The organism is Micromonospora sp. LOL_015, assembly GCF_048060275.1.
Classification (GTDB): Bacteria; Actinomycetota; Actinomycetes; order Mycobacteriales; family Micromonosporaceae; genus Micromonospora_E.
The window spans coordinates 120,218-137,578 of sequence record NZ_JBHMIO010000003.1 but is presented as its reverse complement, the minus strand read 5'-3'; the positions used below and the strand labels follow the sequence as shown (position 1 = coordinate 137,578).

Below are 17,361 nucleotides of genomic sequence, written 5' to 3'. Positions count from 1 at the left end.
TCCGCTACAGCAGTACCAGGTCGTCGCGGTGCACGACCTCCCGCTCATATCCTGGCCCCAGTGCCGCGGCCAACTCACCGGTGGACCGGCCGAGCAGCGTCGGCAACTCCACCGCGTCGTAGTTGACCAGCCCACGGGCCACCGGCGCACCCGCCGCGTCGACCAGGTCGACCGGGTCGCCGGCGGTGAACGTGCCGTCAACGGCGGTGATCCCGGCCGGCAGCAGCGACTTTCGGCGGGCCACCACCGCCTGCACCGCGCCGGGGTCCAGGTGCAGCCGGCCCCGGGGTGCGGTGGCGTGCGCCAGCCAGAACAGCCGGGCGGCGGGCCGGCGCTCCACCCGGTGGAACAGGGTGCCGACGGTGTCACCGCGCAACGCTTCGGCGGCGAGCGGGGCGGCGGTCAGCACCACCGGGATACCGAATCCGGTGGCGATCCGGGCCGCCTCCACCTTGGTGACCATGCCGCCGGTGCCGACCCCGGCCCGTCCGGCCCTGCCGATCGCCACCCCGGCCAGGTCGGCGGCGTCGCGTACCTCGGTGATCCGTTCGCTGGCCGGCTTCGCCGGGTCGCCGGTGTAGAGGGCGTCGACGTCGGAGAGCAGCACCAGCAGGTCGGCGTGGACCAGGGCGGCGACCAGGGCGGCCAGTCGGTCGTTGTCGCCGAACCGGATCTCGTCGGTGGCGACGGTGTCGTTCTCGTTGACGATCGGGACCGCGCCGAGGTCGAGCAGCTTGCGCAACGTCCGGTACGCGTTGCGATAGTGCACCCGCCTCGTCACGTCGTCGACGGTGAGCAGCACCTGGCCCGTCGTCAGCCCGTGCCGGGCCAGGCTGGCGGCGTACCGGCCGATCAGCAGCCCCTGCCCGACGCTGGCCGCCGCCTGCTGGGTGGCCAGGTCATTTGGGCGTCGGGTCAGCCCGAGCGGCGCGAGCCCGGCCGCGATCGCCCCGGAGGAGACGAGCACGACCTCCCTGCCCTGCGTCGTGAGGGAGGCGAGGACGTCGGCCAGGGCGTCGACCCGGTCGCCGTCCAGGCCGCCGCCCGCTGTGGTGAGGGAGGATGAGCCGATCTTGACGACGACCCGCTTTGCCTGGGTAACTGCGGCACGCACGATCCCCATTCTGCTTCCCTGCCCGGCGACGCCTGGCCCGAGATCTCATATCGTGGCGTGCGTGACCCCGCAGGAGTACGTGGAGGAAGTGCTGGCGCTCGTCGAACGCATCCCGCCTGGGAAGGTCATGTCGTACGGGGCGGTCGCCGACGCGCTTTCTGAACGCAGTCGTCGTTGTTCGGCCCGCCTGGTCGGCAGCATCATGGCCCGGCACGGCGGCGGCGTCCCCTGGCACCGGGTGGTGACGTCGGCCGGCCGGCTGCCACCGGGACATGAGGAGCGGGCTCGGGCTTTGTTGCGTGCCGAAGGCTGCCCGTTGCGCGGTGACGGTGTCGACATGAAGGCCGCCGCCTGGTACCCATGACGGCATGGCCGTCCAGCAGCGGGTGAGCCTCGGGTACGCGTCCGGTTCGCTGGTCACCGGGGCGTTCGGCACCGTACCCGCGTCTCCCCGGCCGTCCACAGCCCGGTGAACACCATCCTGGTGGCGGTGCCGGTGCTGCTGCTGCGCGGCTACAACCTGACCGAGGAGAAGCTTGCCCAGGTCACGGCGTCAGGGTAACGGGGATGACGCTAGCAGGACCGCCGTCGCGCTGAGCTAGCGTGACCGCCACGGCGGAGGCGTTGCCGGTCGACGGCGTACCAGGTGATCAGGTGCTGGACGAGATCCGGGCGTTGCGGGCCGGTGACGCGCCCACGCACGGCGGGACGGCTGTTCGCCTACGTCTACGATCCGGCGGTCGCCGGGCTCGACGAGTTGGCGCACGCCGCGTACGGGCTGTCGGCGCACGTCAACGGGCTGGACCCGACGGCGTTCCCGTCGCTGCTGGCGATGGATAGCGCCCTGGTCGGCGCGGCAGCAGCCCTGCTCGGCGGCGGCCCGGTCGGCGGCGGCTCGGCCTCCGGCGGTGCTGAGTCCGGTGCGCCGGAGGTCGTCGGCAGTGTCACCAGCGGCGGCACCGAGTCGCTGATCCTGGCGGTCAAGGCGGCCCGGGACGCCCGGCCGGAGGTGACCCAGCCACGCATGGTGGTGCCCGCCGCGCGCATGCCGCGTTCGCCAAGGCCGCCCACTACCTCGGCGTACGGGTGGACACCGTGCCGGTGTCGCCGGTCACGTTGCGCCCGGATCCGGCGGATGTCGGGGTGGCGATCGGCCCGGACACGGTGCTGGTGGCGTGCTCGGCCCCGTCGTACGCGCACGGGGTGATCGACCCGGTGGAGCAGATAGCGTCATTGGCGGCGGAGGCCGGGGTGCGCTGCCATGTGGACGCCTGCTTCGGCGGCTGGTCGCTGCCGTGGCTGCGGCGGCTGGGCCGGCCGGTGCCGGCGTTCGACTTCACCGTGCCCGGGGTGACGTCGATCTCGGTTGACCTGCACAAGTACGCGTACACGCCGAAGGGGGTGTCGGTGCTGCTGCACCGGGATCCGTCGCTGCGCCGCCCGCAGTACTTCGCGTACGCCGACTGGCCCGGCTACACGATGATCAACCCAGGGGTGTCGTCCACCCGTTCCGGTGGGCCGATCGCCGCCGCGTACGCCGTCCTGCGCCACTTGGGTGAGGCCGGTTACCTGGCCCTGGCGGAACGCACCATGGCCGCCGTCGACGTGCTGGCGTACGCGGTCCGGGCGACGGACGGCGTACGGCTGCTCGCCGAGCCAGAGTCCACGGTCGTCTGCTTCACCGCTGACACCGGGGGCGGTGCAGGCGACACTTCCGGCGTTGTCGACGTGTTCGTCTTGGCCGACGAGTTGGCGGCGCGCGGCTGGCACACCCAACCCCAAATGTCGTACGGCGACATCCCGGCCAGCATCCATTTGAGCGTCGCTGCGTCAGTGGCGGAGGAAGCACCGTCCTTCGCTCCTGCCTTGGCTGATGCCGTTTCTGCCGCGCAGGCCCATGGCCTGGTGACGGTGCCGCCTGAGCTGGCCACCATGCTCGCCGCACTGGCGTCGCCGGGATCGCCTGGCTCGTCAGGGTCGTCGGCGTCACCTGGGACGGTCCCTACTCCGGACGTCGTCGGCGCACTCGCCGGCCAACTCGGCTTGGGTGGCCCTGCTGGGCCTCCTTTGCCGGAGCGGATGGCGGTGGTCAACACCGTGCTGGATCTCGCTCCACCGGGGGTGCGGGAGCAGCTGCTCATCGAGTTCCTCAGCCTGCTGCAGCGCCCCAGCTACTGATCCATCCGGCACGGTCGCCACCTCGATGTGAGGCTTAAGACACCCATCCCGAGCGAGGCGACGTTGCTCAGCCTCACATCGATGGCCTCTGCGCCGGTGGTCGATGCGTCAGCGCACCAGGGTCTGAGGCCAGGTCGAGATGTCGTCCACGTCGGTTGCCACCTGCACCGAAGCAAGGATCAGGTCGACATCCTGGATGCTGAACCCCTGGTGGTTGCCCTTGCCGATGCGGGCGCTGAGATTCAGGTTCGGCAGACCGAGCAACTCCACCTCGTCTCGGCCCGGGTACAGGAATGCCTGCCGGCCACCGACCACATGATTGGCCCGTCCGGCATTGCCCGACCGACCCGGCGCGTACTGAGCTTGCACCTCCATCCGGTCGGCCCTCTCCCGTTCCAGCACGACCCCTCCGTCGGCGTACCGGCCGTCGATGAAGCCCACCGATGCGCGGACTATCCGGGTTCCGTCCGGCAGGGTGCCGAGTTGGAACGGCAATACGATCCGCTGTGCCCGGTTGAGATCGAGAGCGGCGATCACCTGCCGAGCGTATGTGTCGTCCGGGGCCTGCACCCGCAGCCAGAGACCCTGCACTGGCTGCTCTCGGATGACGACGCCCAGGTCATTCTGGCGCTCGATACTGTCCAGGACGGCCATGTCGTGTCCGATCGCGGCGTAGACCAGATCCTGCTCGCCTACGCCTACCTCCAATTGCTCGTACCCGTCGCCGCTGGTCCAGTCGAAGTGGCGCGCGGCGGTGATGAGTTCCGGCGCGTCGAAGTGGACCAGATTGGCGTCGGCACCGACGCGGGTCGGGTCGGTCCGCGCACCGGGTTCACCAGTCGCCTCGGGCAGTGCGCTGATGACTCCGGCCCCGGGTGCGAAGGTGTCGCCGCCGACCGGCCAGCGAGCTATCCCGGCGGACACGCCAGCGACGACGATCGCCGTGACCGTGGCGAGCCCCGTTCCGACCAGGAAACGGCGCCGACGCCGGTAGGCGCGACCACGCGAGCTGGCCCGCTCCAGCAGAGCAGTGCCGTCCACCTCGCCGGCGGCGCGGCTTCGCAGACTTTCGGTGAGAAGTTCCTCAACGTCATTCATGGGTTCGGCCTTCCTCGTCATTTGTTGACCGGATGCTGCGTGCGCAGCGCCGCCAACGCCCGCATCGTGTGGGTCCGGACCGTGGTCTTAGTACAGTCGAGGATCTCGGCGATTGTGCCGTCGTCCAGATCCTCGTAGTAGCGGAGCACCAGGACAGTCCGTTGTCGTGGCGGGAGGGCTGCGATGAGCCGCCACATCGCGTCGCGTTCTGCGGCGGCGGTGCTCAGGTCGCTGCCTACCCGGCCTGCGGCCGAGCGGTCGAGCGCGGCGGTCATCAGCTCCGACGTCACCGGTGTCTCGTGGCTGGACCGGCGTCGCCACCAGGACGAGTTCACGTTTATCAAGATTCGCCGCACGTAGACGTCCGGCCGGTCCATCCGGCTGATCGACCACCATCGGGCGTACGCTCGACCGAGGGCTTCCTGTACCAAGTCCTCCGCGCGATGGGAGTCACCGGTGAGCAGCCGCGCCAGGCGAACCAGCGCTGGACCACGCGCCACCACATAATCCTCGAACGTCATCGCTCTGGTATCCCTCCGAGTGTCTACCGCTTCAAACGCGGTCACGGGGCCGATTTGTTGACCACGGCAGGTCCGGATGTGGCTGAGCCCGCCATCGCTGGTAGCAGCATCCTCGACCCGATGCATCTTGCTCCAGCCAAGACGGAACTGTTGGACCGCCGGGCGAGCCGACGCCAGCCGCCGCACGGGCGGCGATCTTCGAGGGGATCGAGGGCTGGTGTAGCACTCACCGTTGCCATTCCACCCTGGACTACATGAATCCAGGCCAAGTACCAGCTAGGGCCTGCTCCCGCAGGTCAGCAAGCAAGGTGGCGTGGGATCAACGTGCTGACCCTATCCGTCAAACCGGGTCAACCCCAGTTCACCTTTGGAGGGCGGACACCGGCTGGACCTGCATCGCCCGCACTGCCGGCCAGAATCCGGCGAGTAGACCGGCTGCGGCACTGACGGCCGAAGCCGCAAACGCGGCCTGCAGATCGATGACAGGTTGCCAGGAGTTCCCTAGGAAAACACCTATAGTAATCACAACGCCGACGACTGCGCCGACCACGCCACCGAAGCCGCCGAGTGCCGTTGTCTCGGCCAGTAGCTGAGCGAGAATGTGCCGAGGCCGGGCACCGACGGACCGGCGTAGGCCGATCTCCGCAGTCCGTGCGGTGATCGCGGCAGCGGCGGAGTTGCCGATCGTAAGGGCACCAATTGCGAGCGCCACAACGCTGATGATCAGGCCGGACCGGCTGACGCTGGCCTCGACCTCGCGGCGCAGCATTTGTGGGTCCGGCGGTGCGACGACCTGCAGTGAGAACGGTGCCTGTGGCCAGAGCGCCAGCGCTGCCTGGGTACCGATCAATTGTGCAGCACCCGGAGCGGTAGCGATGACGACATCCCGATCCACGTTTACATCTTGCCGGTCGACCAGGGATTCCGCGACCGAGGCCGGCATAAGCACCGATAGTAGCGTCTCCGGCCGACGCTCCACATCGTCGAAGATTCCGATTACGGTAAATGCGCGATCCGCAATATAGACGGCGACACCGATGCGGCCGATATGTAGGCGATCGGCCACCGAGATAGGCAGCGACACCACGGGTACAGAGTGACGTTGGTGGAACTCGTCGAAGTGGCGGCCGGCTAGCAGTCTTGGCGTCACGACGGCTACTGCCTGCGGATCTGCGCCGATCATATTCGTAGCGATGCCGACGGCACCGGGGGCGCGTGCAATCAGACGCTCACCGAGCACCAGTCGGTGTCCGGCTGCCTCGACACCGTTCAGTTGACGCAATCGGGTCAGGCCCTCCGGCCCCTGCCACGACGGGTCGAGGCTCTAGTGGGGCACGTCGACGCCCGGCGGCGGGTGCTGACCGGGGCGGTCACGGTGATGATCGTGCTCGGGCTGTGCCTGTTCCGGCGGGAGAGCACGTCGGTGGTGACCGCACGGATCCCCCGGACCCGGGTGGAGAGCACCCCGACCGCAGCGGCGGTGTCGAAGGCCCGGGGCAGACTCCCCGCGGCGGTGCACCAGCAGGTGTTCACCACCGGCGCTCGGTCCACACCGACGTTCGGGCCCGAGTCGTACGCGTTCGGTCTGCTGGTCACCGCGATCGACGGCACCGTGTTCGACCTGGCCGACACGGAGCGGACAGGGCCTCTACCTCCCGGCGCGTCGTCAGGTCTGACGGTACCCCCTCCCGCCTCACACGATCAGCCTGTAGAGCGGCGGCCTGCGACGCGATCGCGCACTGGACACACCGCCCAGCCCCGCAATGCGTATCGACGGCGGTATTAGCGACATCGAGCTTAGAGTGCGAAGCGCCTGACCCACTCGACGTCATCGACGTCTCCGCCGTCACCGAGCTGACCGGCAACCCCGTACGCGGCGCCTACCAGGCCCATGGACGGCGACGGCCGGCGGACCTTGCCACCGGGGGACTCGGTGGTCATCGCGCCCGCGACGTACAACGCAGTGAACAAGCTCACCTGTGGAGGATCCTCGCAACGGGGCTGCCACAACCAACGTCGTTAAATACTCCCAGACATCGATCGACCACAACTTTCGGAAAGCGACGATCATGGAGCGACTGCGGCGAGGAACCGCCACAGTCGCCCTTCCGCCCTTTCCCGATAGCCGCCCTGTCCGGAAGGAGAGAAATGAGGACAAGGGGATTTCTAGCCGGTGCGTTAGCTGCGGCTTTCATCGCTCTCGGTCTGACGCCCACCGTGGCAGTAGCCGCGCCCAGTGGCGGCGCTGACGCGCCTACCCACGCCTCAGTCGCCACGCACGTTCCCGCATGGGACAACGATCTCCCGACCAGGGAAGCACCAGTCCCACACACATCGACGAACACCAGCGGCTCTGGTGGGGTCGACACGCTGGCCGACTGGATCTGCACCGTCTACGCATCGGACATCGACCACAACGGCACCTACCTCTCGGGCAACGGGTGGCAGTCCTGCTCCGGCAGCGGGTACACGCCCGCCAAGGTCGATGTGAAAATTTAGCGAAGCCGGTGGTACGGATGGGAGACCATGTCCTCCGCGTCGGGTAACTGGGAGTACGACCCGTGGCAGGAGCTGTGGGACTACTACGAGTGCGCTGGCACCGGAACACACGACTTCCGAGTGGTCACCACGGGCTATGCTCAGTTCGGCGCGTACAGCCAGTCCGTACAGTCGCTCAACTACCTACGCATCAACTGCGACTGAGTCGGATCGTCCGAAGGAGGCGTATGGCACGGTCGACCGCCTATCTAGCCTACGTGCTTCGTGGGCTTGGCGACTTCGTCGCGAGACTCGCTCGTCGGGCGCGTCGTGCTCCCGAGCCGGAAGATGCTCCGCGGCTCGTGCCCGCCTACGACCCTCGCCTTCCGAAGGGTATCGCCTCGTACCGGCCGAGCCGGCTACGGCGGCGGCCCCGCCGCCTCAATAAGTGACATTCACCGCAATGGGATGAGGGCGGGTTCCGCCTTACGTAGGCGTTGACCCGCCCTCCTCCCGAGATGGGGATCAATCGTCCCGGTGCCAACTATCGCCGGGCGCCGAACCGGCGGCGTCGGGTCAGATGTCGGCCGTCACGGCGGTGACTGCTCCGTCGAGGGTGGCGGCGGTGGCGATCAGCCTGGTGTGGTGTGGGCCGTCGGGCAGGTGGACTTCGCATCGCTGTGGAGCGAGCAGGACGGTGACGGCGGTGCCGGGGTGGTAGGTGGCGAGCGCGGTGAGCGCTGGCACCGGGTCGGGTAGGCCGTTGCCGGGCTGGGCATCGCCTGCGCCGTCGGGCTCACCTGCGCCGTTGTGGAGGTTGGTCGGCACCGGGATCGGGGTGGTCGGGTCGGTGGGCACGGTCTGGTCGGTGGCGTTGGGGAGGTACTCCAGGGCCTGCGCGATCGCCTTCGGCAGGCTGGGCTGATGTGCCCCGGGATCCCAGCGGTCGAGGCGGCGGGTGGTGTCGGGTGGGGCGAAGCGGATCCCCCACCGCAGGCCCTGCACCTGGTACGGGATGCCGTCGTTGCGGCGGTGGTCGGCGACGCTGACGACCAGGGCCAGGCCGAGGGCGTACGCCAGTTTGACCACTGTGGCCAGGGGCGGCACCTTCGGTGGGCTGGCGCGCAGCAGGATCCGGCCGCCGGGGTGCCCGTTGGTGACATTTTCGAGGTACGCCGTGACCGGGTCGCCGCCGGGCCGGTGCACGGTGGCGTAGCCGTGCAGCAGCTCGTGGTCGCGTAGGTGCATGGTGAGGCCGTCGAGGGTGGCCAGCTCGGTCGGGTCGAGGCCGAGCTCGGTCAGCTGGTGGGTGAGCTGGTACTCCGGCGGGAGCTGGTGGATGGCTTTGCCGCCCGGGTGGTAGCCGATCCAGGGCGGTGCGGCTGGCGGCGTACCGCCGAGGGGTGGCCAGTTGAGGTGCCGGACCCGGCGGCGACCGGCGGCGATGGTGACGGTCGCACCCTGATAGATGCGGTGGCTGCCGCCGCAGGTGCGGCAGCCACCGATCGTTTCGCAGTCGCAGTCTTCCCAGTGCGGCAGGTGGGTGCAGTCGGGGCAGCGCCGGTGCGGGATCGGTGGTCCTTGCCACGATGGTGGGGGTGGCTGCCAGGAGCGGGCCGGCCGCCCGCCGGAGCCGGTGCCGGTGTTGGCGTCGCGGAGGGTGGTGTGCCACCAGCGGCCGTCGCGCCAGATGGCGTGCGCGCCGGGGGTCGGCTCGCCGGTGAGCAGCGCGGTGCAGTCGGCGACGATGCGGCGTTCGAGCTGGTCGACGTCGACCGGTGGCGGGCCGAGGCTGATGCCGTTGGCCGGGCGCGGGGTGACGTAGTGGGCGGGGGCGTGCTGGCCGCGGTCGACCAGCTGGTAGCAGGCGCGGGCGACACTGACCCGGGTGGCGGCCTCGGCGAAGCTGCCGTAGCGGCCGGTGCCGGTGGGGACCGGGCTGCCGGGCAGTTCGAAGCGGACGTCCCAGCGGAAGCGGTCACTGTCGGGGGCGAGTGGGTCGCGGCGGGCTTCGACGACCAGGTCGAGGCAGAGCAGTTCGGCGGTTTCGCAGAGTTCGCCGAGGCGGCGGGCCGGGTCGGGTGGTGGTGGGGCGGCGGTGCGGCCGTACCAGATCCGCCATGGTTCGTAGCCTTCGCCGGCGATCGGCCCGGCTTCGAGGGCGTGCCGTTGGTGGTCGGGCAGGTCGGGCTGCCAGCCGGCGGGCAGCTCCGCCCACGGGGCAAAAATCGGTTCGCCGGGTAGCTCGGGGTCGTAGACGTGGGCGGCGCCGACCCGGGCGGCGAGGTCGTCGACGACGGGTGCCAGGTCGAGGCACCAGAAGCGGCCGTCGTCGGTGCGGGTCGGGGTGACCGCGCCGGGTACGACGTTCGCCGACGCGACGGCCGCGGTGTCGATGTTGGCGACGGTGAGCACGAACTGGGCGCGGCGTTTGCCCGCCCCGCCGCAGCGCGGGCACGCCGCGGCGGGGCTGCCGTCGCAGCGGGGGCAGCTGACGACGGTGACGGTGTGGTGCGGGGTCGGGTCGTGGGTCACGACTGCCCCGCGTACCTGGCGGTGGTGGTGCCGGCGCCGGTCCAGGCGGGCAGGTTGACGGTGGCCTGCGCGGCGCGGGCCTGGCTGGTCTGCCAGCGGCGCAGCGCGTCCTTGATCCGGTCGTTCTGCTCGTAGGTGCGGTCAAGCTCGGCGTAGACGACGCCGAGGTCGTGGGCGACCCGTTCGAGGAAGGCGGCGACTTCGCCGGGGTCGAGGCCGGGTCCGTGCGCCTTGCGGGTGACGGTCGGGAAGCGGTGGCTGCGGATCTGCCAGGGCCGGATCGGCCGGTACGCGGCGGGCCGCTGGTTGCGGCCACGACCATCGGGTACGCGGTAGACGCCGCTGCCGTTCGGCCAGTCACGTGGTGGTGTGCCGGCCATCTTGCGGCGTTGCCGGCGCAGTCGCCAGCGTCGCCAGAGCTCTCGCATCACGTGTTCCTCCCCATTCCTTCGCTGCTGGTGTTCGGGTCTCGCGGTGTCGTGGGTGTGTCTGGACGGGGGTGGCCCTGCCGCTTGCCGATCCCGGCGGGGCCACCCCCACCCCGATCGCCGCAGCCCTCCTCGGCAGTACGGCGACCAGGGCAAACCTTCGGGGCCGGGACGCCCAACGGCGTGACCCGCTGACCGCCCCGACCGGAGCACCCGTGGCGGTCTGGGTGCTCCTCTGCGTCCCTGCCAGGTTTGCCGACCGGAGGGAGGCGAGGATCAAGGTGCCATAGCTTGCGTTGGCTAGTCAAGGGCGAGATTTGGGTGGTTGACTTTTTGGTGCCGACCGGAGGGGAGCACCTTGCCACCGCGTTACCGATACGAGCAGATCGCTGATGACCTGGAAGAACGCATCCGGGCGGGCGAGTTCGCGCCTGGATCGAAGCTGCCCAGCAGACGGGAGTTGATCGAGCACTACGAGGTGACCCCGCCTGTCATCGACCGTGCGATGCAGAACCTGCGGGCGAAGGGTCTCACCGAAACCCTGCCTGGAGTCGGCGTTTACGTCGCCGAACCGAAGTGACTGCTTCCTGACACTGTCGACGACAGGGCCGGAAGCAGGATGGCCGGCTTCGATAGGCTCGACCGGCGCGGCGAAAGCCAAGCGGGACCTCGGGAGGCGGCAACATGTCCAGCATCCAGGAAGTCAAGGCAGGGCTGGCGCAAGCAGGTCAGCACGGCAATGCCACCGTCCAGCAGATTCGGTCAGCGGTCGACGCTCTCGATCGCATGATCGCCAACCTGCGCGCCGCTGCGGCGGGCACCGGTCACCCCACCATTGGCGAGGCGATCAGCCGCTGCGAGCAGAGCAAGAAGCTCCTCAATGATGCGACATCCCTTGTCCATGGTGCCGGCGAGGCGACCCGCAACTACAGCAGCTTGCTTGGCTGAGCGCCGCTGACATGACCGTCGATGACATCAAGAGTGACCTCAACCGTGCCAGGATCCTGATGATGCAGGGGAAGGCAGGTTTCGAGGAGGCCACCGGGACGGGCGCGCAAGGTAGCGCCCTGGCGCTGCACACGGTGCAGGACAGCGCCGATGATGATATCGAGAAGGCAGCAGCGGCCCTCAAGGCGGCTGAGGATGAGGTCGACCGGGTGCTCAGCAGGGTCAACGCTGCAGTCGAGCTGGCCAACGCCTACCGGGACGCGCTCTGATGTCAGCCGGCATGGAGCAGGTCATTGCGCAAATGCGACGCGCCAAGGACCAGTTGGCTGAAGCCGCTGTGACGGCGATGAGGGCCAAGGCGGACTTTGACGAAGCCTACAAGTTGTATTTCCAGCTGTCCGAGGGGTCCGCTAACCCGAACATCAGTCGTGCGGCGTCGGAAGCACAAACGGCCGCAGCCAAAGCAGGTAGATATGCCAATCTACTCGATCGAGCGCAGCGGCACTACCAGGCGTACTTCGCAAGAGTCGCACCTGCTGCCGGCTTCAACGAGCCGTCGGGTATGCCCTCGGGCGAGTCGCTGTTGTCGGACTCTGATCGTCGACGCCGTCGGCAGGATGCCTTCTGGAATCGTCAAGTTCAGAAGGCAGATGACATTCAGGATGCGTTCGCGAATGCCGAGACGCATGCCAAGGCGATCTTCAAGAGTCTTCCGGAGCCGCCGGGTGCGACCAGCTCAAACCCTGTGAAAGTCGAGCCTGCGCACGGCGTTGACCGTGTCGAGGTGGACAATCCGATCACAGCTGCTGCAATGGCAGCCGGCGCAATGGCGGTTGCTGCTAGGTCTATCTGGCAAGGTGCAAAGAAACGCCGAGAAAGGAAGCGGTCGCAATGACCCTGCATCCCGAGTTGCCTATGTATATCCGTACCCTGGTCCGAGGAGAAAGCGATCTGAACGACGAGATCGAAGCCAGGCTGGACCGAGACGGCTGGGACGGGTTTCCGCGCTTCCTTGCCTCCCTGTTCTTCATCGCCGTCGACCGCAGATTCAGCGAGGATGCTCCTGCTGGTGAGATCATTAGATTCGTCGCCGCGCTGCGCGAGGACTTGAGCCATGGTGGCCCAGATGTTGATCCGACTGGCGCGGAAGCGTTGATCAGGTCGGTTCTTGACCCGGCTGTCGATTATGACCTGACACCAGAGATGGTCACAAAAATTCAGGCTGCAACGATGTACAAAATCTTCTCTGAGGGCGACCTGTCCGACGCGGAGCTAGACGAGATACTCGCCGAGGCAACCGAGTTCGCAACGCAATCCTGATCGGTGGGGCGGGCGTCGAGGCACGAGGCGCAGGGGTCACGATGTCGCATCAGGTTGGGGTAGCCTCGGACCGTGCCACTTCCAAAGAATCGCAACAATCGCGGCCAAAGCATAGTCAAGCAACTCGCGGCGCTGGTCGACGAGCTGGAGACTGCTACCCTTCCGGACAGGGTCAACATTCGGAACTCGCTGCGCGAGGCTCTGGCGGCGGAGGCGGCTCGCCTCGAACTTGCCGTCAGCCGCCTTGACCCGACCCTGCGGCCGAGTAGCATCTTCGACCCCAGCGCGCCGGAGACGACCGGCCGCGTTGTGGCGCTCACGACGATTGCCCAGCCCCGTCACCCCTTGACCAAGCTCCGGCCCTTTTACGGCGCCGGTGTCTATGCGCTCTATTACAAGGGGCCCTTCGACGCGTATTCTGTTCTCGCCAATACCGAACAGCCAATCTACGTCGGCAAAGCTGATCCAAAGAGTGCCGAGGCAAAGAACGCCGTCGATCAAGGGACGAGTTTATTCGACCGACTCAACGAACATCGGAAGAGTGTCGCAAAAGCAACTTCAACCCTGCGAGCTGAGGATTTTGACTGTCGATTTTTGATAGTGCAGACGGGTTACCAGCGCGCAGCCGAGCAGTATCTGATCAACTTTTTCAAGCCGATCTGGAACAGCGAAATGAGGATCTGCTTCGGAATCGGCAAGCACGGAGACAGTTCAAAAACTCGGGCAAACAAGCGATCGCCATGGGATACCCTCCACCCTGGCAGGCGCTGGGCTGACAGCCTGGTTGACGATCAAAAGTCGGAGAGCCAGATTAGGAGCGAAATTACTGAGCATCTATCTCGACTGCCGCCGCATCGGACGCTTGAGTCGATCCTTGCGGACTTTTTGAGTGATCTTGGTCAGATCGCACAGGGTAGCTTCACGACCGCTACGGATGACGAAATTCCTGTCGAAGATGAGTCTGCGCTTGAGGCTGATCAGGATCGTCCCGGACTCTCACCCTAACCGTGCCACAGCGGCCATGACTCGGTCGGCGGCCTCGCTCGGGTCCTCGTGTTCCCAGACGCGAATTGCCGTCCAGCCAGCTTCGGCAAGGATTCGGTCGGTTTCTCGATCGCGTACCCGGTTGCCCTCGATCTTCTCCCGCCAGAACTGAGCGTTGCGCTGTGATGGCCGGTGGTGATCGGGGCAACCGTGCCAGAAGCAGCCGTCGATGAACACGGCGACGCGGACTCGTGGGAACGCGATGTCGGCAGTGCGGCGGACCGATGGGACAGGCCGGAAGTTGACCCGGTACCGCAGGCCAGCCTTGTGAAGGAGTGAGCGAACCTTCCTCTCGGGGCGGGTGTCACGTCCCTTGTTGGCCCGCATGATCGCCTGGACGGCTGGGCTCGACGCCCAGGACGTGTCGCTTGCGGTCTCCTTCACCGCCAGCAGCTCACGCGACCAGGCGAGCCGCCAACCCTCGGCGAGGTTTTCTGCCCTGGTGGCGTGACTGACCTCGCCCAGGTAGCGGGCGGGAGACTTGCCGCGGTCGGACCAACGGAGATACGCACGGATTCGCCTGGATTTGGGCAGCAGCTTGAGCTCCACCGACGCGCGGGCCCAGCGCCCGTCGCCAAGATCTACCCATCGCCGGTCGTGTCCGCCGGCGGCGCGATCCTGCTCGGCGACGACCGACTGCCGACTCCGACCCTTTCGGCCCTTCCACGCACGTGCGCTTGGGAGCTTGTCGGCCCAACGATGATCGGACTGTTGGAGATCCTCGGTCATGGCTGCTGGTCGGCCTCGTCAAGCGCGTCGGCAATCTTGCGGGCGAAGAAATCGCCGAGAACCACGGGGACGGCGTTGCCGAGCTGTCGCATCTGCTCACCGCGAGGCCCAGCGAGCTTCCAGTCGTCGGGGAACGTCATCACCCGAGCTGTCTCCCGTACGGTCATGTATCGGTGTCGGTAGGCGTCCGCCGAGGGGTCTAGATCGTCTGTGAGCATGACGGACTCCCCACCGGGTACGCCGTGCACGCCAGCCTTGACGGTCTTCGCCGGCCGGTCGAGCTCGTTCGGAGTGTGGCCGGCGTAGATTCGCGCACCGGGCCAGCCGATGTGGTCGGTGACCCCCCCCAGCAGATGTTCCTGTCGGTCGAGTCGATCCCAGGGCATCGGAGGTAGGGGCGGCTGGTCATCGGTGCCAGCGATCGCGTCGCGTAGCGTGCGCCAGGGGAGAGTGCCGTCAGCGATGGTGATCGCACCGGACAGCCGCGACATGACGCGCCGGCGGACATGGCTGGGCACTCTTGGATGCCGATCCCAGTAGGTCCCGTCCAGCATCGTCCGCGCCAGGGCGGACTCCGAATGCGTCGGCCTGACTGACTGCTCGAAGCGGTCGAGGTCGACCCCGAGATCAGTCCTGAAGGCCACCAGGATGATCCTGTTGCGAATCTGTGGCACTCCGTAATCGGCGGCGTTCACCGGAAAGGTCCGGACCTGGTAGCGCTGCTTCGGGTCGGATGGCGTCTCGCCGAGCCTGCGACGGAGGATCTCGTCGTGCTCCTGCCAGGACGCCGCCTCATCGCGCTCCTCGAAGGGGAGCTGCAGCTCCCGCTCGATGTAGTCGAAGTAGGGACGGAACGACGGCCGGAGTAGCCCGCGCACATTCTCACAGATTACGGCTTTGGGCTGGATCTCCCGGATCGCGCGGAACATCTCCGGGAACATGTTGCGCTTGTCCTCGTCACCCTTGGCGACGCCGCCCAGGCTGAAGGGCTGGCAGGGGGGACCTCCCGCGAGGAGATCGACGCGATCCCACAGGTAGCGGAAGTCGACCTCGCGTACGTCACCCTCGACCAGTGGCCACCGGTCCTCGCGTGTCGGGATCCGCTCCTCCTCCCCGCGCGTCGTGGCGGCGTTGAGCTTCAACGTGTCACAGGCGTACCGGACTATCTCGTTGACCAGAAGGGGGCGGAAGCCCGCTCCGTGGACGGCCATGGCCAGACCGCCGCCGCCGGCGAAGAGCTCCACCGACGTGCGGTCCACGGTTGGCTCTTCTGGCAGATCAGACATGGCAGAACTATACCGCGGAGTTGTAGATCTTGGAAGTCCGGCTCGCCGGAGCAAGTCGGTGTGACCGAGATGGGCAGGTGCGGGGGACACCCTTGCTTGACCGCCGCCAACATGTGGTTGGGTCTACATGCGTTCGAGGGAGGGACGATGGCGACCTGGCAGGTAGGCCCGTTCGACAACGATGAAGCGGTGGAGTGGTGCGCCGCCTTGGAGGACGCCGATCCTGATCAGCGTGCCGAGCTGACGCGCGCGGCATTCGCGAAGCTGACGTCGCCCGTCGGCGTCGGAACTGCGGAGGACGCGGCTCGCGTTATCGCCGCTGCGGCCGTGGTCCTCCAGGCGCTCACCGGCAAGCCGGTCTCCACGTCGGGATACGGCCCCCGCTTCCTGACAGAGAAGGGACACATACAGGTCAGCCCGAAGCTTCGGGACCTGGCCGGGCGCGCGCTCGACGCCGCCCTCGCTCCCGGATCCGCCTGGCGCCTACAGTGGCATGACGATGTCGAGGAGGAGGAAGCGATCGCGGTCGTGGAGCAGCTTCGACGCGGCCTGAACTCCGTCGACGTCTGACGGGGCCCGCGGCGATTCAACTGCTGCGGCTCGTACCAGCTGCTCTCCTCGCGGAACCGCTTGTCTTCGTGACGACGTTACCGCTGCCAGCCTGACCAGGGTGAGGAGGATCGGTGCCTGACCTGCACGATTATCTTGACCTTCGGCTGACCGAAGCTTGTGAGCAGTGGCGTTCGATCCTGAATCGGAAGCCGGTTGCGAAAGGCAGCAAGCAGGTCGACTTCGTGCCGGTCGAGACTCTCACCTGCCTCGCCGCAAGCCTTCTTGTCAATCACCGTCAGTACGGTGGTTCCACGGCTCACCGGGCAGTCGAACCGGTTCCCACGCTTGCACGCCTGTTTCGGAGACCGAACAGCAGCGTCCTGGCCAAGATGGCGAACCTCGACGGAAGTCGACGCAACGGTGCCAAGCATGAGGTCCAGGTCGCTGCTCAGTTGCTCGCCGAGCCTGGACAGCTCGGCGCTGTCTACCGGCTCCTGCTCACCGCCGCTCGCAGCGTCGGTATTGGGCCGGACGCTCTGCCAGACTTCCTCGGCCTGGCCGACGACGACAGCGATCTGCTCCTGATCGGCCAGCGTGAGTTGGACGAGTCGGACGTCGTCGCCGCCGTTCGCCCGGCCGTGGATGTGTGGCGCGCTTCCCGGGACGACTTGGACGAGCGAACCACGGAACGCCTCCTGATGGCGGCCGTTCGCGTCGGCCAGCATCGGTTCGCCAGCGAAGTGCTGCGCAACCACCGGCATCAGTGCGTCTTCTGTGGCCTCTCGGTCTCGCTGCCGGAGAAGCGAGCAGCGCGGATGCTCGTCGCCAGTCACATCAAGCCGTGGCGGGCGTGCAGTCATGCCGAGCGGCTCGACGCGCGCAACGGGTTGACGGCCTGCCCGACGCACGACGTCGCGTTCGACACCGGGCTGCTGACCGTCAACGGTGGGTTGCGCATCCACGTCAAGCCCGCGCTCGCCGCAGCGGTCGAGACGGATCCGGCGACGCGAGCGGCCTTCGGGCGGCCACCGCTGGCCGAGCGGCTGCTGCTACCGGACGGCGCCCAGCCTCCGCACACCAAGTATCTGGCGTGGCATCGCCAGCACATCTTCGAGGAAGCGACGCACTGA

General features: G+C 67.5%; 20 protein-coding genes and 1 pseudogene. 12 read left to right on the top strand and 9 right to left on the bottom strand.

Annotated elements, in window-relative coordinates:
* Nucleotides 1–4: 4 nt before the first annotated feature.
* The gene (gene proB / locus ACFHWU_RS04760; RefSeq protein ID WP_416589942.1) at nucleotides 5–1,114 is read right to left on the bottom strand and encodes a glutamate 5-kinase; all 1,110 of its coding nucleotides are present in this window, start codon (nucleotides 1,112–1,114) and stop codon (nucleotides 5–7) included.
* A 61-nt stretch (nucleotides 1,115–1,175) separates the two neighbouring features.
* Here proB and ACFHWU_RS04755 point away from each other — a divergent pair, with 61 nt between their 5' ends.
* Entirely contained in the window at nucleotides 1,176–1,478 is a 303-nt protein-coding gene (locus ACFHWU_RS04755) for an MGMT family protein (protein ID WP_416567824.1), read from the top strand.
* A 239-nt stretch (nucleotides 1,479–1,717) separates the two neighbouring features.
* Nucleotides 1,718–3,292, top strand: a pseudogene (locus ACFHWU_RS04750) (pyridoxal phosphate-dependent decarboxylase family protein).
* Between the two features lie 108 nt (nucleotides 3,293–3,400).
* Here ACFHWU_RS04750 and ACFHWU_RS04745 read toward each other — a convergent pair.
* The 3 genes from ACFHWU_RS04745 to ACFHWU_RS04735 form a co-directional block, all read right to left on the bottom strand.
* Entirely contained in the window at nucleotides 3,401–4,390 is a 990-nt protein-coding gene (locus tag ACFHWU_RS04745; RefSeq protein ID WP_416589888.1) for a hypothetical protein, read from the bottom strand.
* Nucleotides 4,391–4,407: 17 nt separating this feature from the next.
* Nucleotides 4,408–4,911: a SigE family RNA polymerase sigma factor gene (locus ACFHWU_RS04740; RefSeq protein ID WP_416589887.1), complete on the bottom strand. Its 504-nt coding sequence runs from the start codon at nucleotides 4,909–4,911 to the stop codon at nucleotides 4,408–4,410.
* A gap of 361 nt (nucleotides 4,912–5,272) precedes the next feature.
* Nucleotides 5,273–6,193 carry an ABC transporter permease gene (locus tag ACFHWU_RS04735; RefSeq protein WP_416589886.1) on the bottom strand — a complete coding sequence of 307 codons (921 nt, stop codon included), beginning with the start codon at nucleotides 6,191–6,193 and terminating at the stop codon, nucleotides 5,273–5,275.
* 45 nt (nucleotides 6,194–6,238) lie between these two features.
* On the opposite strand from ACFHWU_RS04735, the gene ACFHWU_RS04730 reads away from it, so the two are divergent.
* Entirely contained in the window at nucleotides 6,239–6,697 is a 459-nt protein-coding gene (locus tag ACFHWU_RS04730) for a transposase domain-containing protein (protein WP_416589885.1), read from the top strand.
* 11 nt (nucleotides 6,698–6,708) lie between these two features.
* Here ACFHWU_RS04730 and ACFHWU_RS04725 read toward each other — a convergent pair whose 3' ends face one another.
* On the bottom strand, nucleotides 6,709–6,888 hold the full coding sequence (locus tag ACFHWU_RS04725; RefSeq protein WP_416567380.1) for a hypothetical protein: 180 nt from the start codon (nucleotides 6,886–6,888) through the stop codon (nucleotides 6,709–6,711).
* A 549-nt stretch (nucleotides 6,889–7,437) separates the two neighbouring features.
* Between ACFHWU_RS04725 and ACFHWU_RS04720 the strand changes: the two genes are divergently transcribed.
* Nucleotides 7,438–7,614 (top strand): hypothetical protein, encoded by a 177-nt coding sequence (locus ACFHWU_RS04720; RefSeq protein ID WP_416589884.1) that lies wholly within the window; start codon nucleotides 7,438–7,440, stop codon nucleotides 7,612–7,614.
* 351 nt (nucleotides 7,615–7,965) lie between these two features.
* Here the strand turns inward: ACFHWU_RS04720 and ACFHWU_RS04715 are convergent, their stop codons facing one another.
* Both ACFHWU_RS04715 and ACFHWU_RS04710 read right to left on the bottom strand, forming a co-directional pair.
* Nucleotides 7,966–9,924: a hypothetical protein gene (locus tag ACFHWU_RS04715; protein WP_416589883.1), complete on the bottom strand. Its 1,959-nt coding sequence runs from the start codon at nucleotides 9,922–9,924 to the stop codon at nucleotides 7,966–7,968.
* Nucleotides 9,921–10,352, bottom strand: coding sequence for a DivIVA domain-containing protein (locus ACFHWU_RS04710; RefSeq protein WP_416589882.1), 432 nt, complete (start codon nucleotides 10,350–10,352; stop codon nucleotides 9,921–9,923). The genes ACFHWU_RS04715 and ACFHWU_RS04710 overlap by 4 nt, the downstream gene beginning before the upstream one ends.
* 358 nt (nucleotides 10,353–10,710) lie before the next feature.
* Between ACFHWU_RS04710 and ACFHWU_RS04705 the strand changes: the two genes are divergently transcribed.
* The 6 genes from ACFHWU_RS04705 (at nucleotide 10,711) to ACFHWU_RS04680 (ending at nucleotide 13,625) form a co-directional block, all read left to right on the top strand.
* Complete coding sequence (locus ACFHWU_RS04705; RefSeq protein ID WP_416551401.1) at nucleotides 10,711–10,932, top strand: winged helix-turn-helix domain-containing protein; 222 nt, start codon at nucleotides 10,711–10,713, stop codon at nucleotides 10,930–10,932.
* A gap of 104 nt (nucleotides 10,933–11,036) precedes the next feature.
* The gene (locus ACFHWU_RS04700; protein ID WP_416551231.1) at nucleotides 11,037–11,300 is read left to right on the top strand and encodes a hypothetical protein; all 264 of its coding nucleotides are present in this window, start codon (nucleotides 11,037–11,039) and stop codon (nucleotides 11,298–11,300) included.
* A gap of 11 nt (nucleotides 11,301–11,311) precedes the next feature.
* Complete coding sequence (locus ACFHWU_RS04695; protein WP_416551232.1) at nucleotides 11,312–11,569, top strand: hypothetical protein; 258 nt, start codon at nucleotides 11,312–11,314, stop codon at nucleotides 11,567–11,569.
* The gene (locus tag ACFHWU_RS04690) at nucleotides 11,569–12,195 is read left to right on the top strand and encodes a hypothetical protein (RefSeq protein WP_416589881.1); all 627 of its coding nucleotides are present in this window, start codon (nucleotides 11,569–11,571) and stop codon (nucleotides 12,193–12,195) included. Before ACFHWU_RS04695 ends, ACFHWU_RS04690 begins: the two co-directional genes overlap by 1 nt.
* Complete coding sequence (locus tag ACFHWU_RS04685; protein ID WP_416551234.1) at nucleotides 12,192–12,620, top strand: hypothetical protein; 429 nt, start codon at nucleotides 12,192–12,194, stop codon at nucleotides 12,618–12,620. Before ACFHWU_RS04690 ends, ACFHWU_RS04685 begins: the two co-directional genes overlap by 4 nt.
* 72 nt (nucleotides 12,621–12,692) lie before the next feature.
* Nucleotides 12,693–13,625 carry an Eco29kI family restriction endonuclease gene (locus ACFHWU_RS04680; RefSeq protein WP_416567384.1) on the top strand — a complete coding sequence of 311 codons (933 nt, stop codon included), beginning with the start codon at nucleotides 12,693–12,695 and terminating at the stop codon, nucleotides 13,623–13,625.
* Here ACFHWU_RS04680 and ACFHWU_RS04675 read toward each other — a convergent pair.
* Together ACFHWU_RS04675 and ACFHWU_RS04670 are read right to left on the bottom strand one after the other, a co-directional pair.
* Entirely contained in the window at nucleotides 13,617–14,393 is a 777-nt protein-coding gene (locus tag ACFHWU_RS04675; RefSeq protein WP_416567385.1) for a very short patch repair endonuclease, read from the bottom strand. The two genes, ACFHWU_RS04680 and ACFHWU_RS04675, sit on opposite strands and share 9 nt — an antisense overlap.
* Nucleotides 14,390–15,679 (bottom strand): DNA cytosine methyltransferase, encoded by a 1,290-nt coding sequence (locus ACFHWU_RS04670; protein ID WP_416589880.1) that lies wholly within the window; start codon nucleotides 15,677–15,679, stop codon nucleotides 14,390–14,392. Before ACFHWU_RS04670 ends, ACFHWU_RS04675 begins: the two co-directional genes overlap by 4 nt.
* Before the next feature lie 147 nt (nucleotides 15,680–15,826).
* Here ACFHWU_RS04670 and ACFHWU_RS04665 point away from each other — a divergent pair, with 147 nt between their 5' ends.
* A complete protein-coding gene (locus ACFHWU_RS04665; RefSeq protein ID WP_416589879.1) occupies nucleotides 15,827–16,249 on the top strand; it encodes a DUF4259 domain-containing protein in 423 nt (140 codons plus the stop codon).
* 113 nt (nucleotides 16,250–16,362) lie between these two features.
* On the top strand, nucleotides 16,363–17,361 hold the full coding sequence (locus ACFHWU_RS04660; protein WP_416589878.1) for an HNH endonuclease: 999 nt from the start codon (nucleotides 16,363–16,365) through the stop codon (nucleotides 17,359–17,361).

Bases quoted from the DNA above. Each gene is read 5' to 3' on its own strand.
- ACFHWU_RS04745 (WP_416589888.1), bottom strand. From the start codon at position 4,390: ATGAATGACGTTGAGGAACTTCTCACCGAAAGTCTGCGAAGCCGCGCC.
- ACFHWU_RS04740 (WP_416589887.1), bottom strand. From the start codon at position 4,911: ATGACGTTCGAGGATTATGTGGTGGCGCGTGGTCCAGCGCTGGTTCGC.
- ACFHWU_RS04720 (WP_416589884.1), top strand. From the start codon at position 7,438: ATGTCCTCCGCGTCGGGTAACTGGGAGTACGACCCGTGGCAGGAGCTG.
- ACFHWU_RS04710 (WP_416589882.1), bottom strand. From the start codon at position 10,352: ATGCGAGAGCTCTGGCGACGCTGGCGACTGCGCCGGCAACGCCGCAAG.
- ACFHWU_RS04700 (WP_416551231.1), top strand. From the start codon at position 11,037: ATGTCCAGCATCCAGGAAGTCAAGGCAGGGCTGGCGCAAGCAGGTCAG.
- ACFHWU_RS04695 (WP_416551232.1), top strand. From the start codon at position 11,312: ATGACCGTCGATGACATCAAGAGTGACCTCAACCGTGCCAGGATCCTG.
- ACFHWU_RS04690 (WP_416589881.1), top strand. From the start codon at position 11,569: ATGTCAGCCGGCATGGAGCAGGTCATTGCGCAAATGCGACGCGCCAAG.
- ACFHWU_RS04685 (WP_416551234.1), top strand. From the start codon at position 12,192: ATGACCCTGCATCCCGAGTTGCCTATGTATATCCGTACCCTGGTCCGA.
- ACFHWU_RS04675 (WP_416567385.1), bottom strand. From the start codon at position 14,393: ATGACCGAGGATCTCCAACAGTCCGATCATCGTTGGGCCGACAAGCTC.
- ACFHWU_RS04670 (WP_416589880.1), bottom strand. From the start codon at position 15,679: ATGTCTGATCTGCCAGAAGAGCCAACCGTGGACCGCACGTCGGTGGAG.
- ACFHWU_RS04665 (WP_416589879.1), top strand. From the start codon at position 15,827: ATGGCGACCTGGCAGGTAGGCCCGTTCGACAACGATGAAGCGGTGGAG.